Source organism: Pseudomonas salmasensis (assembly GCF_014268375.2).
Lineage (GTDB): Bacteria > Pseudomonadota > Gammaproteobacteria > Pseudomonadales > Pseudomonadaceae > Aquipseudomonas > Aquipseudomonas salmasensis.
Genome location: NZ_CP077083.1, coordinates 2,210,817 through 2,225,558, shown reverse-complemented (window position 1 = coordinate 2,225,558; position 14,742 = coordinate 2,210,817). Strand labels below are relative to the sequence as shown.

The following is a 14,742-nucleotide window of genomic DNA, read 5'->3' as shown; positions in this document are numbered from 1 at the left end:
TCGTTATGCGAACGTGCCGTCGTGCTCTAACTGTATTGGCTCTCAGCTTCGCACCGCTTGCGGTGTGGGCTGCGGTTCCTGTAACGGATAGCAACTCAGGCTATAACAATAGCGGGAGCAGTTATCCGCCAGCAGGTTATGGCACGAACGGCGCCTATGCGGGGGGAGCGGCTACGTCCGCTCCCTCGGCACAGGGCGAGCTGTTCAACCAGCTGCAACGCATGCAGGATCAATTGGCCCAGCAACAAGGCGCCATTGAAGTTCTGCAGAACCAAGTGAACCAGCTCAAGCAAGAAGGCCTGGAGCGTTACCAGGATCTTGATCGTCGTATTGGAGCCGGTGTTGCACCTGCCGCTACTCCTGATAATTCTTCTGCCGGTGGCGCACCCAGTGCCGCTGCCGGTGGCGCCGCAGCGGGGGCCGCTGCTGCTGCCCCTGCTGCCAGCAGCGAGCCGGGTGATCCAGCGAAGGAAAAACTGTATTACGATGCAGCCTTCGACCTGATCAAAGCCAAGGATTTCGATAAAGCCAGCCAGGCTTTTACTGCTTTCCTGCGCAAATACCCTAACAGCCAGTACGCGGGCAATGCTCAGTACTGGTTGGGTGAGGTCAACCTGGCAAAGGGTGATTTGCAGGGGGCTGGCCAGGCTTTTGCCAAGGTCAGCCAGCTGTACCCCAAGCACGCCAAGGTTCCGGATTCGCTGTACAAACTCGCTGACGTAGAACGCCGCCTGGGTCATACCGACAAGGTCAAAGGCATTCTGCAGCAGGTGGTTGCCCAGTACCCGGGTACCTCCGCGGCTCAGTTGGCCCAACGGGACCTGCAACGCTTGTAAGCGATGCAGCCCGTTTAGAAGAAACCCGCGCTTGTCGCGGGTTTTTTCGTTAGAATCCACGCCCTTTTATGAAACACGCTTTCTGGGGTTGACGCGTTGGCGCAATCCCTTGAAGTGCCTGACGGAGGCGGACAGCCTGTTTAGCTGTTACGCCCGTGGCGACTATGCAAGACACATTACGTATTACCGAAGTCTTTTACTCGTTGCAGGGTGAAACGCGCACTGCTGGCCTGCCCACCGTATTTGTACGGCTCACCGGCTGCCCGTTACGCTGCCAATACTGCGACAGCGCCTACGCCTTCAGCGGCGGCACCGTGCGCACCCTCGACGACATCCTGGAACAGGTTGCCGGCTACCGGCCGCGCTACGTCTGCGTGACAGGCGGTGAGCCCTTGGCGCAACCCAACGCCATCCCGTTGCTCAAGCAACTGTGTGACGCCGGCTACGAGGTGTCACTGGAAACCAGCGGCGCCCTGGACATCTCTGCAGTCGACCCGCGCGTCAGCCGAGTCGTCGACCTCAAGACCCCGGACTCCAAGGAAGCGCACCGCAACCGCTACGAGAACATCGACTTGCTGACGGCCAACGATCAGGTCAAGTTCGTCATCTGTTCCCGTGACGATTATGACTGGGCCACCTCCAAGCTGATCCAGTATGGCCTGGAGCGCCGTGCGGGCGAGGTGCTGTTCTCGCCCAGCCATCACGACCTGAATGCGCGGGAGCTGGCCGACTGGGTAGTGGCGGACAACCTGCCGGTGCGCCTGCAATTGCAGCTGCACAAGTACCTGTGGAACGACGAGCCAGGGCGCTGATCAGGCGGCTGCGAGAGGCGTTCTACCCACCGAATTACCGTTCAAATGCGTTTTTTCTGATTTATTTAAAATAAGGTGTTGAATAATCCTTAGAAATCAGTATTATACGCGCCACCACACAGCGGGTCGTTAGCTCAGTTGGTAGAGCAGTTGGCTTTTAACCAATTGGTCGTAGGTTCGAATCCCACACGACCCACCATTTTTGGCGGTTTAGAAAATCCGGAAGGCCCACGTAAGTGAGGATTTCCGGGTTTTTTTTTGCCTGTCATTTGGCAGATCCGAGTCGACGCTGAGTCATCCCTTGCTCAGATTCTGTCGCCGTTCAAAAAGCATTCCTTAAATTCTAATATTCATACGCGGACCGGTGCTGACCGAAGAGTCCGGTCGTTCGTATGCGCCCTCATGTGTATCAAACCTGATACCGCTGGTCGGAAACCAGCTCAGAACTCCAAACGAAATTCTTTCCTGTTTGGTTGTTTTTTCTTATGTGTCAGCTACTTAAGAATTTTTTAAGAAATTTCCTAAAATACAGTCGGTTTATTGGCGTGAGGGGCGGACGATGTTAGTTTGCCACCCTTCGTAAATTCGATGGATCGAACATGTCTTCCCAACTGCCACGGACTCGGTATTCACTGAGTATTGCCCTGCTTGCCTGCCTCGTTTCCCACAGCGTGATGGCGGCAACCCTCCCGGGTGATCAGGACCTGATCCGCGAGCGGCAAAATCGCCTGTTGGAAGATCAACAACGCCGCCTTGAACAACTCAAGGAACTGCCCGGCAAAGAGGCCAGGCCCGAAGCGCCGGCAGCCCCGGTGGACAGCCGTTGCTTCCCGATCCAGACCATTGAACTGCAAGGTGCCGAGCACCTGCCTGTCACTGAGCGTGAGCGTCTGCTCAAGCCGTACACCGATCAATGCCTGGGCGTTTCCCAGCTCAACGCCCTGCTCAAAGACCTCACCGACTTCTACATCGACAAAGGCCTGGTCACCAGCCGCGCGTACTTGCCCCAGCAAGATATGTCCAAGGGGCATCTGCAAGTGCTGGTGGTGGAAGGCAAACTCGAAGGCTTGAAGGGCGCCGACACCAGCAAGTTGACGGACCACGAGCTGGCCATGGCCTTTCCCGGCAAAAGCGGCGAGATATTGAACCTGCGAGAAATCGAACAGGCCGTCGACCAACTCAACCGCTTGCCATCCAACCAAGCCCAAATGGAACTGACCCCAGGCGATGCGGTGGGCGGCAGCTCGGTGCTGGTCAAAAACAACCCGCAGAAGCCCTGGCGCGCCAGCCTGTCGCGTAACAACGATGGCCAGAAAAGCACCGGCGAACAGCAGTGGGGCACCGGTTTTGAATGGGACAGTCCCTTGGGCCTGGCCGACCAGCTGATTCTGCGCGGCGGCCACGACGCCATCAGCGACCACCAGAAAACCTCCAAGAACGCGATGCTCTACTACAACGTGCCCTGGGGCTGGTGGAACTTCAGCTACAGCTATAACCAGAGCGACTACCGTTCGGTCGTCCAGGGCGATGGTTTCGACTTCAAGCAAACCGGCGACAGTGAAAACCACCAACTGCGCGCTGAGCGGGTGATCCACCGCGACGCCCTGAGCAAAACCTCGCTCAACGTCGGCCTGTCCCACCTGCGCACCAACAACTACATCGAAGACAGCCGCCTGGCCGTCAGCAGCAATCGGCTCAGCGAGTTGCAGTGGGGCATCAACCACGGTCGGCGAGTTGGCAGTGCGTTTGTCAACGTTGACCTCGGTATGCAGGACGGCATCGGTTTGCTCGATGCTCAGGCGCAACATGAGCGCGATCAGAACGGCAATCGACTGGCCAACTCCCGCTACCGCAAATACACCGCCACTGTCAGCTACCTGCAACCCTTCACGCTGTGGGGCGAGTCGTTCAGTTTCACCAGCCTGGCCACCGGCCAACGCAGCGAAGACGTACTGTTCAGCCCCCAGCGCATGAGCCTTGGCGGGTCAGCCTCAGTTCGCGGCTACAAGGACCAGCAACTGACCGGCGACAGCGGCGGTTACTGGCGTAATGACCTGCGCTGGAGCCGCCCGGTGACCCTCGGCTGGCTGCGCCCGGTGTTCGGTGAATACGGCGCCAGCGTCGGTTACGACCAGGGCGTGATCCGCAACGGCCGCTACAACGGCGAAGTGCACGGTCGCGTCTCAAGCAACTCCCTTGAGCTGTTCGCCCGCGGCCAACGCGTGAGCACCAGCGTGACCTTTGCCCACTCGCTGGAACGACCGGCTGCGCTGCTTGAGCGCGAAGCGCCGATCTACTTCCGCCTGGATTTCTTCCTGTAATTCAACGCCCAGTTGCAACGAGAATTTGAAATGGATGTTCGCCAATTTGCCTTCCTGGTTCGCCAGCCTTCTGCTGCCCTGAAAAGCCGTGACGCGTTCCTCGGCCTGCCCAAACGCGGCTTGGCACTGATCCTGGCCAACGCGCTGTTCTGGCAGCCGCTACTGGCCCAGGCCGAAGGCATCGTGGTCAGCGCGCCCGGCACCACCGTGGGCGCGGCGGGCAATGGCGTGCCGGTGGTGAACATCGCCACCCCCAATGGCAGTGGCTTGTCCCACAACCAGTTCAAGGACTACAACGTCGGCGCCAACGGCGTAATCCTCAACAACGCCACCGAACGCACTCAATCGACGCAACTGGGCGGCCTCATCCTCGGCAACCCGAACCTGCAAGGTCGCGCCGCCAATATCATCCTCAACGAAGTCAACGGCGGCAGCCCCAGCCAACTGCGCGGCTACACCGAAGTGGCGGGCCAGTCGGCCAAGGTCATCGTTGCCAACCCCTACGGCATCACCTGCAGCGGCTGCGGCTTCATCAACACCCCCAATGTCACCCTGACCACCGGCAAACCGATACTCGACGCAAGCGGCCAACTGCAGCGTTACCAGGTTGATGGCGGCGCCGTGACCATCGACGGCCAGGGCTTGAACGCCGACAACGTCGACCGCTTCGAGATCATCACCCGCTCGGCCAAGATCAATGCGCAGATCAATGCGCGCAACTTGAGCGTGGTTGCCGGTCGTAATGATGTCGACGCTAAAAGCCTGCAAGCCACTGCCCGCGCCGATGACGGCAGTGCCAAGCCGGAACTGGCGATTGACTCGACGGCGTTGGGCGGGATGTATGCCGGGGCGATCAAACTGGTGGGCACCGAGGCCGGCGTGGGCGTGAAGCTCGACGGTACGTTAATGGCCAGTGGTGGTGATATTCAGCTCGATGCCAACGGACGTCTGAGTTTGGCCAATGCCAAAGCCAGCGAAGCGGTGGTGATCAAGGCCGGTCAATTGGACGCTGCGGGTGCGGTGTATGCCGGCACGCGAGTCGATGTACAAACCACGGCAGGCCTGAACAATCAGAAAAGCCTGGCGGCCCGCGACAGCATCACCGTGACCAGCGGTGGGACGTTGGTCAACAGCGGCATCATCGAAGCCGGGGTCAACGCCGATGAAAGCCGCAACACCAGCGGCGATGTCAGCCTTGCCGCCGCTAACCTGAGCAATAGCGCCAGCGTGGTTGCCAGCCGAACCCTCACCGCGACAGCCAACCAAACCTTGAACAATCAAGGCGGCACATTGAGCGGTACCACCGCCGTGATTAACGCCGGTCAACTCGACAACCGCGGCGGTCGTGTACTGGGTACGGACTCGCTCAAGGTCACGGCTACCGGCCTGGATAACCGCACCAACGGTTTGCTGCACAGCGAAAACAGCACCGACGTTACGGTAACCGCTGCGCTGGATAACCAGAGCGGTCGCGTGATCGGCCTGAAAAACCTGACGCTCAACGCAGGCCAACTGACTAACGATAACGGCCTGGTCGCCAGCCAGGCGCAAGCCCATGTATCCGCTGGGCAACTGAGCAACCAAGCGGGTGAAATCTCCGCCAACCAGGCCACCGTGGCTGCCACGACCCTGGATAACCGTTCCGGCAAGTTGCTGGGCAGCAACCTCAACGTGACCGCCAGCGGCGGCATCGATAACCGCCTGGGGATTTTTTCCGCCACCAGTCTGTTGACCTTACAGGCAGGCAGCCTGGATAACCGTGATAAAGGTTCGGTAGCCAGCCAAGGCCTGATGAACCTGACCGTCGCTGGGCTGCTGGACAATCGCAATGAAGGCAACTTGGTCAGCCAGGGCGCTCAGCAAATAACCGCCGGGCAATTGAACAACAGCCAGGGCGGGCTGGTGTCCAGCAAAGCCACAATGACCCTGCGCGGCGATAACCTGATCAACCAAGGCGGCTTGGTGATTGCTGACGATGCGCTGACCCTCACCGGCGGCGATCTGGATAACAGCCAAGCAGGTGTGATCAGCACCAAGGCCACTGCGCAGGTGCAACTGAACCAGTTGAACAACAGCAGCGGCGGCAAGTTGAGCAGCGATGGTGCGTTGACCCTTAACGCCACCCGGCTCGAAAACGGCGCCGGTCGTATCAGCGCCAAGGGCGACTTGCAGGCAACGGTCGGTGTGCTCAATCAACAAGCGGGCGAACTCGTCAGCGACGGTGCACTGACGCTGCGCGGCACCTCGCTGGACAACCGCAACGGCGGCCTTGTCGCGGCCACCCACGGCGTGGACCTGCGCAGCCAGACCATCCTTAACCAGCAGGGCGAGATCTCCAGCCAGGCCAAGGTGCTGGTAGTTGCCGACCAACTGAACAACACCACCGGCAAAGTCATTGGCGACAGCGGCCTGACTCTCACGGTGCAACGCCTGCTCAACCAGAGCAAAGGCTTGCTGGCGGGGCGTGAGAGCCTCGTTCTGAGCGGCGCCCAACTGGACAACAGTGAAGGTGGCCGCGTTACCAGCCAAAAAGACCTGAACATCACCCTGACCGGCGCCTTGCTCAACCAAGAGCAGGGCACGCTGCTGAGCGAGGGCGGGCTGACCGTCAAGGCTGGCACCCTGGATAACACCCAGGGCGGCATTGTGTCGGCGGCCAATGCGCTGTCGATCACCACTCAGGGCCAACTGAACAATCAGGCGGGCAAACTGCTGGCAGATGGCACAGCCACGCTGGTCAGCGCTGCGCTGAACAACAGTCAGGGCGGCGTGATCAGCGCCAAGCAACAGGTTGATGTGCGCAGTGCCGGCCTTGATAACAGCCAGCGCGGCAGCATCAGCAGTGATGCCGGTATCACTCTCACTGCGGGGCAACTGGACAACAGCCAACAAGGGTCGATCTTCGCCAAGTCAGCGGTCAAGGCAACCCTGAATGGGCTGGACCAACATGACCGTGGTGAGCTGGTCAGCAATACCGGCATCGAACTGGACTTGAACCATGGGCAACTGATCAACCGCGACCACGGCCTGATCGCAACACCGGGTCAACTGCTACTGAACAACCTGGGCAGCGTCGACAACAGCCAGGGCGGTGAAATCTCCAGCACCCAGTCATTCCTGTTGGCCGCCGACGCGCTGAACAACCGCGGCGGTAAAGTCATCAGTGGCGACAGCCTTCAGGTCCGCGTCGCCAAGGCGCTGGATAACAGCCTCGAAGGAGTGTTGTCGGCGAAGCGCTTTCTGCAGGTACAGGCCGACAGCCTGGACAACCAGGCCGGTGGCGCACTCGCCAGCCGGGGCGCGCTGGACCTGAAGGTCATCGGAGCACTGGACAACCATAACCAAGGGCTGATTTCCGCTGCCACAGCCTTGACCGCTAACGCAGGCTTGTTGGACAACAGCGACAAGGGCCGCCTCTCGGCGGGCACCCACCAGACGCTCAACACCGGCGCGCTGGATAATCACCAGGGCGGACGAATCGTCAGCGACGGTAGCCAGACAGTCACTGCCGCCAATGTGGATAACCGCGCGGGTGTGATCGGCAGCCAACAGGCGCTGAACCTGACCACTGCCAACCTCGATAACACCGCCGGGTTGATCAATAGCCAGGCGGACCTGACCCTGACCGGGCATACAGTCGACTCCAGCCTGGACGGGGAGATCTCGGCCAAAGGCGACTTGAAACTCATCGTCCACCAGCTGATCCAGCGCCAGGGCCGCTTGATCGGCGAGCGCGCCGTAACCCTCGACCTGCAAGGCGGCAACCTCGATAACAGCGCCGGCTTGATCAGTGCCAGAGGCCCACTGACGTTCGCACGCCTGGCCAACCTGACCAACCGTGAACAAGGCGAAATCTCCAGCCAGGCGGCGTTCACCGTGGCCGCCAAACGCATCGATAACGGCGATCGCGGAGTCATCCTCAGTGCTGATCAACTACGCCTTGAAGCAGATGCTGTGGTCAACGCCAACAAGGGCTTGATCTCCGGATGGAACGGTCTGACGGTGGTCGGCAATAGCCTCGACAACAGCGCCGAGGGCACGTTGTCGAGCAGGAGCGGCACCCTGCACACCGACCTCACAGGTGTATTGGATAACCACGCAGCGGGTGCCCTGGTCAGCCAGGGCAAACAAACCCTTATCGCCGGCAGCCTGAACAATGATCAAGGGATCATCTCCGGCCAGGCTGATGTCAGCCTCAACGTGGCCGGCCGCCTGGAAAACAGCAACAACGGCTTGATCTCCGCAGCCCAGCACTTGGACTTCAACAACGCTCAGAGCCACATTCTCAACCGTGGTGGCCGGATCAACGCTGCCAGCCTCTCACTGCTCGGTGAAAGCCTGGACAACAGCGGCGGTCAACTGATCAGCCAGGGCACCCTGGAAGGCACCCTCAGTGGTGCGCTGATCAACGCCAACAACGCCCGCCTGGCCAGTGGCGCAGCCCTGTTGCTGAACGCCGCCAGCCTGGACAACCGAGGCGGTCAACTGGTCAGCCAGGGCCGCCTTGACCTCACCCTCGCCAAGGGCGACCTGGATAACAGCGCCAAAGGCACACTCGCCAGCCAGAAAGACCTGATGATCAAGCTGTTGGCCGGTGACGTTCACAACCAGCAAGACGGCCTGATGTTCAGCCAGAAGGGCAAGCTGGACCTTACCGCCCGCACCCTCACCAACTATCAAGGCACGCTGCAAAGCCAGACCGATAACCGCCTGCGCCTCAGTGGCGCCCTGAATAACCAGGGCGGCCGTGTCGACAGCCTCAGTGGCAACCTGGACCTGGAAACGGCCAGCGTCGCCAATACCGCAGGTGGCATCCTCAACAGCAGCAAAGGCTGGATCAAGCTGGTCACTGGGCTGTTCAACAACGGCAGCGGCATCACCCAGGCGCAGTCGTTGAACATCGAAGCCAAAGGCGGCCTGCTCAACCAACTGGGGCATCTGTCGGCCCTTGGCGGTGACAGCCAGATCGTCACCACCACCCTGAATAACCAGGGCGGCGGTGTGTATGCCGACACCTTGCTCAAAGTCACCGCCCAGGACTTCGACAACCAGGGCACGGCGGCGGGCAACGGCGGCAAAGTCGGCGCACGCACCATTGACTTCGGCCTCACCGGCACCCTGAGCAACCGCAATGGCCTGATCGAAAGCGACGACACCCTGAGCCTCGTCGCGCAGACCATCGACAACGTCAGCGGCAACCTGCGCGCAATGGGCCGGGTGGGCACCACCGATATTCGCACCACGGGCCTGTTCGATAACCGCTTCGGCGCGCTGGAAAGCGCCAACGAAACCCTCAACCTGCAAGCGGCCAGCCTGGATAACAACGGCGGGCGTATCGTCCACACTGGCGGCGGTAAATTCGACCTCACGTCCGATCAAGTCACCCGCGCCGGCGGCAGCTTCGTCACCAACGGCCAACTGGACATCAAGGCTGCCAGCTGGACCAACAGCAGCGTGATCCAGGCCGGGCGCCTGAAGCTCGACATCGGCCAATTCACCCAGACTGCCAGCGGGCAACTGCTCGGCGCACAAAGCCTGACCGGCACGGGCGACACCTGGACCAACGACGGCCTGCTGGCCAGTGATGGCACCCTCAAGCTGACCCTCACCGGTGGCTACAGCGGCAACGGGCGGGTCAGCAGCCTGGGCGATATGACCCTCGCGGCGGCCAACCTGGACCTGGGCGAGAATGGTCGTATTGCCGGTGGCGCGCTTACTCAAATCACCAGCACCAACGTCCTGAACAACCGTGGTCGCCTGACGTCCGTAGGTGATCTGACAGTCAACGCCGCCGCCCTGAACAACTACGGCACCCTGGGCGGCTCCGAGAGCGTGCGCCTCAACGCCACGCATCTGCTCAACGAAAAAGGCCTGCTGTTCAGCGGCAAGGACATGACCCTGCGGGTCAACGACTTCAGCAACCGCTTCGGCGATGTCTACAGCCTGGGCGGCCTCGACATCGCCCGCGATGATGCCAATGGGCGCAGTGCGCTGATCGAAAACGTCTCCGGGACGCTGGAGAGCGACGGCAATATGCGTTTGCTGGCCGATACCCTGAGCAACCGGCGCGACCAGTTCACCACCGAAAAAAGCATGGTTTCCGGGAGCATCAGTGTCTACGGCAACGACTACTGCAAAGGCAAAGGCTGCGAGCTGAAGTTCAGCGGCGTCGAAACCTATGAGGACGCCATCAAAGGCAGCTCCGCCTCCGCATTCATCAATGCCGGTGGCGACCTGACGGTGGGCAGCCAGACCTTCGATAACCTCTACAGCTCGGTATCGGCCGCTAAAAACATCCTGATCAACACCGACGTGCTGAACAACACCGGCGCTGCTGGTGGTGAACAGCGTAATTTCGGTTACGCCTACTACACACGCAACCGGTCGGCTTACTCGTTGCTGATGAGCGAAGTCGAGCAGTTCAACCGCAGCAACGATCCCAACTCAAGTGACTATAAGCCGGGTGCGTACACGTTCGACCAGTTTGTTGAGAAGACGAGGTTCTCGGACACCTTCTTCACATCACCTATCGACTACACCGTCCCCACCTCCGGCAGCGTAATTGCCCAAGCGGTGATCCAGGCAGCCGGCTCGGTCACCGTTAACGCAACCAAAGAAATCAACAACAGCGTCATCCGCCCGAATGCCACCAACATCGACACCCCGGCGGCCAACCGCAACACCAACTCGGATGTATTTGCCTCCACGGTAAAACCGGCGATAACCGCGCAACTACCGCCAGACCTGGCCCAACGTCAGGTCAACCCAGTGACCTTGCCGGGCTTCAGCCTGCCAACGGGTGAGAACGGTCTATTCCGTCTCAGCGGCCAGGCCGCGAAGGGCGGTGCAGCGGCTAAAGCGGATACCGCCACGGGTGACTTCAGCGCAAACGGACGTGTCATCACCGCCGCCGACCGCGAGAAAACCCTCGACTACAACGCCGTGCAAGAACGCGGCTTCAGCCTCGACGGCCAGCCCGTCAGCGGCGCAGTCAACGGCCAGGGCCCGCTGGCTCTGGACAGCCGTGCCCCATCAGTCACCCGCGTACAAGGCCTGCCGGAAATCACCCCGGTAGATAACAGCCACAAATACCTGATCGAAACCAACCCGGCGCTCACCGACCTCAAGCAGTTCATGAGCTCCGACTACCTGCTCGGCAAACTCGGCTACAACCCCGACGCCAGCTGGAAGCGCCTGGGCGACGGCCTGTACGAGCAGCGCCTGATCCGCGAAGCCGTGGTGGCCCGTACCGGCCAACGCTACATCAACGGCCTTGCCAGTGATGACGCGCTGTTCCGCTACCTGATGGACAACGCCATCTCTTACAAGGACTCGCTCAACCTGCAACTGGGCGTGTCCCTCACCGCCGAACAAGTCGCGGCGCTGACCCACGACATCGTGTGGATGGAAGAAGCCGAGGTCAACGGCCAGAAAGTCCTGACCCCCGTGCTCTACCTGGCCCAGGCCAACAACCGCCTGGCCCCCAACGGCGCGCTGATCCAGGGCCAGGACGTGAGCCTGGTCACCGGCGGCGACTTGCACAACAGCGGCACCCTGCGCGCCACCAACAACCTGAACATGGTCGCCGGCAACATCGACAACAGTGGCCTGATGCAAGCCGGCAACCGCCTGGAAATGCTCGCCACCGACTCGATCCGCAACAGCCGTGGCGGCATCATCAATGGCCGCGACATCAGCGCCACCGCCGTGACCGGCGACATCATCAACGAACGCACCGTCACCACCTTCAAACAGGACGGCCAGGGCTACCAACTGCGCAACGACGTGGCCAGCGAAGCCTCCCGTTTCGAAGCCACCGACACGCTCAAACTGAACGCCGGGCGCGACGTGCTCAACCTCGGTAGCAACCTCAAGGCCGGTGGCAACGCCAGCGTAACGGCAGGTCGCGACGTGCTGATCGCCAGCCAGACCGAACAGGACGACTACGCCTACCAACGCCGCCGCATCAGCGGCACCGAGCAAACTATCCTGCAACACACCTCCGCCGTGGACGTGGGCGGCAACCTCGCCATCGACGCCCGCCGCGACATCGCCGTGGTCGCCAGCACCGTCAGCGCCGCCAAAGACCTCAGCGTCAAGGCCGGCGAAAACCTGACCCTGGCCGCCGCCGCCAACGAACAACACGACTATTCAAAAGGAAAAAAAGGCGGCACCAAAACCACCACCCAACTGGACGACGTCACCCAACAAAGCGCCGAACTCAAAGCCGGCGGCGACCTGATCGCCATCGCCGGCACCGACCTCACGCTAGTCGCCAGCAAAATCAGCGCGGGCAACGAAGCCTATGTGCACGCTGATAACGAACTGCAAATGCTGGCGGCGCAGGACAGCCACTACTCGCTGTACGACATGAGCAAGAAGGGCAGTTGGGGCAGCAAGAAGACTCAGCGTGATGAAGTGACCGATGTGAAGAATGTCGGCAGTGAGATCAAGACTGGGGGGGACCTGACGCTGGAGAGCGGGGGGGATCAGAAGTATCAGGCGGCGAAGCTTGAGAGTGGTGGGGATATTGCGATTGTCAGTGGAGGGGCCGTCGAGTTTGAGGCGGTGAAGGATCTGCATCAGGAGAGCCACGAGAAGAGCAAGGGAGATGCGTTCTGGACATCGTCAAAAGGAAAAGGAAATACAGATGAGACCCTGCGCCAGACCCAAATGGTGGCTGAGGGCAATATCGCGATCAAGGCGGTGGAAGGCCTGAAGATCGACGTCAGGCAGGTCAACCAGCAAACCGTCAGCCAATCGATTGATGCGATGGTCAAGGCCGATCCGCAGTTGGCCTGGATCAAAGAGGCCGAAGCGCGTGGGGATGTGGACTGGAGGCAGGTCAAGGAGATTCATGACAGCTTCAAGTACAGCAACTCGGGGTTGGGGCCGGCGTCGCAGATCATTATTGCGATTGTGATGGCGGCGGTGGTTGGGCCGTTGGCTGCTGGTCTGACAGGGGGAGCCGTATCCGGTGCGGTGATCGGTGCAGTTGCGTCGGGAGCTGCAACCAACGCGACGGTAAGTGTCATCAATAATCGCGGCAACCTGGGCGCGGTGCTCGAGGACGTGACCTCTTCGGATGCGATGAAGGGGTACGTAATTGCCGGTGCTACGGCAGGGCTGACCGCTGGTTACTTTGGTGATTGGACGGGAACTCAAACAAACACAATCACCGGGAAAGTTACGACGCCGGGTCTACTGAATACGTGGAGTGGCGTCGGTAAATTTGCCGCCAACCAAACACTGCAAAGCGGCACATCCATGCTGTTGAGCAAGGCGCTGGGGCAGGGCGGTAGCGCCAGCGACGCGCTGAAAAGCGCGCTGTTCAACACGTTGGCGGCAGCCAGTTTCAACCTGGTGGGGAATTTCACTGAAGGTGTAGTTGCCGATGGATCGGCACCTAAGATTGCGATTCACGCGATGGTAGGTGGTTTGCTGGCTGAGGCTACAGGCGGCGATTTTAAAACCGGTGCATTGGCGGCGGGGGCGAATGAGGCGCTGGTTACTCATCTGAATACGCTGGTTAACGGCAACGAAGAGTTGCTGACGATGAGTTCGAAGATCGTGGGAGTGTTGGCGGCTGCGGGGCAGAAAGATGCGAATGCTGCCAAGATCGAGAAAGGGGCTTGGGTTGCGCAAAACCTGACGCAATACAATTTTCTGGAGCATCTGCCACCAGGCTTAAGTGAATACGGATCAGCGGCGACTACTCTGGCAAAGGACATGCTGGAAAAAGGTGCCACTAACGACCAAATTGCCCAAGCACAGCTGGAGCTGGCCCGAGGGCAGGGTTTTGAAGGGGTTCAACCGGCTAATGAGTTCGTTGAGGCTTGGGGTTATTTTATGGCCGGTGAGCTCACTGGTGCGGGGCTAGCGGCTGTATTAGGTCGGCTTGTGATGGGAGGTGCAAAAGGAGTTTCAATTACGATTGAACCAAAGATTGCCGACCAAATGGGTAAACGGGGTTGGACGGAAAGCTCTATACAGTCTGTAATCGATAAACCAGTCAAAACGGTTGTGACGAAAGATACTCGCTTTGATACTGTGTCAGGGGGCCGCCTTAACGATCCAGCTACTGGGTATATCGCTAAGGATGGTTCTTATGTGGTAAGGAATGATCGCACGGGAGCGATTGTCCAAGTCTCCAATAAAAAAGATCCTGAGTGGGTTGCACCATGGGACTGATTACAGTTGAAGTGTTCGTTGAGGATTTACCTATCACACCTACATTGATGTGGGGTGGCATTCCTTTGTTTGATGTTGGCGATGGCATCAGGCTGGTCGACTACTGCAAAAATAATAATATTGCAGTTCTTGGTATTGAGGGTTTTAAAGTCAAGGGAAACAAGAGAGTTCCAGACATGGATTGTATTGTTGACTTTTCCTCGTCATTAAATGAAATGAATTTCGCTTTGAAGTCGATAGAAGCGAGTCGAGCAATTATTGAAAGTATGAGTGGTAGTGGTGTTTTGATGGAGTTTGTGCTCGTTAGAGTTTAGATGGTGCAAAAGGCGCTTGCAAAAAAAAGGAGACAGATTTGAATGGCGCTTACTTAACAGCTAACCAGCGATGTGACTAATTTTATTCGGGGCGGATTTATTCGTCGCCCCCGCTTTGCTGTGTCAATAAGTTCATCCCGAATGTCACTTGCTTAGCGTTCCACGGCTGTCCGGTTTTCTAACCCGGTCCTTCGCCTATAAAAACTTAACGTTAGAAAACTATTGCATCCCTCCGGCGCGCCTCTATTTTGCTGTTCCAAAATTTCAT

General features: G+C 59.4%; 5 protein-coding genes and 1 tRNA gene. All 6 read left to right on the top strand.

Features of this window, described 5'->3' with window-relative positions:
- The first annotated feature begins 5 nt into the window (after positions 1–5).
- The 6 genes from ybgF (at position 6) to HU731_RS09730 (ending at position 14,474) form a co-directional block, all read left to right on the top strand.
- A complete protein-coding gene (gene ybgF, locus HU731_RS09755) occupies positions 6–836 on the top strand; it encodes a tol-pal system protein YbgF (RefSeq protein WP_057013720.1) in 831 nt (276 codons plus the stop codon).
- 164 nt (positions 837–1,000) lie between these two features.
- The gene (gene queE, locus HU731_RS09750) at positions 1,001–1,648 is read left to right on the top strand and encodes a 7-carboxy-7-deazaguanine synthase QueE (RefSeq protein WP_005790893.1); all 648 of its coding nucleotides are present in this window, start codon (positions 1,001–1,003) and stop codon (positions 1,646–1,648) included.
- Between the two features lie 123 nt (positions 1,649–1,771).
- Positions 1,772–1,847: transfer RNA gene (locus HU731_RS09745), tRNA-Lys, on the top strand.
- A gap of 400 nt (positions 1,848–2,247) precedes the next feature.
- Complete coding sequence (locus tag HU731_RS09740) at positions 2,248–3,969, top strand: ShlB/FhaC/HecB family hemolysin secretion/activation protein (protein WP_186607883.1); 1,722 nt, start codon at positions 2,248–2,250, stop codon at positions 3,967–3,969.
- 30 nt (positions 3,970–3,999) lie between these two features.
- Positions 4,000–14,160, top strand: a complete 10,161-nt coding sequence (locus HU731_RS09735; RefSeq protein ID WP_186607884.1) for a two-partner secretion domain-containing protein — start codon at positions 4,000–4,002, stop codon at positions 14,158–14,160.
- Positions 14,151–14,474 carry a hypothetical protein gene (locus HU731_RS09730; protein WP_186607885.1) on the top strand — a complete coding sequence of 108 codons (324 nt, stop codon included), beginning with the start codon at positions 14,151–14,153 and terminating at the stop codon, positions 14,472–14,474. The genes HU731_RS09735 and HU731_RS09730 overlap by 10 nt, the downstream gene beginning before the upstream one ends.
- Positions 14,475–14,742: the final 268 nt, after the last annotated feature.

Bases quoted from the DNA above. Each gene is read 5' to 3' on its own strand.
- HU731_RS09730 (WP_186607885.1), top strand. From the start codon at position 14,151: ATGGGACTGATTACAGTTGAAGTGTTCGTTGAGGATTTACCTATCACA.
- queE (WP_005790893.1), top strand. From the start codon at position 1,001: ATGCAAGACACATTACGTATTACCGAAGTCTTTTACTCGTTGCAGGGT.
- ybgF (WP_057013720.1), top strand. From the start codon at position 6: ATGCGAACGTGCCGTCGTGCTCTAACTGTATTGGCTCTCAGCTTCGCA.
- HU731_RS09740 (WP_186607883.1), top strand. From the start codon at position 2,248: ATGTCTTCCCAACTGCCACGGACTCGGTATTCACTGAGTATTGCCCTG.
- HU731_RS09735 (WP_186607884.1), top strand. From the start codon at position 4,000: ATGGATGTTCGCCAATTTGCCTTCCTGGTTCGCCAGCCTTCTGCTGCC.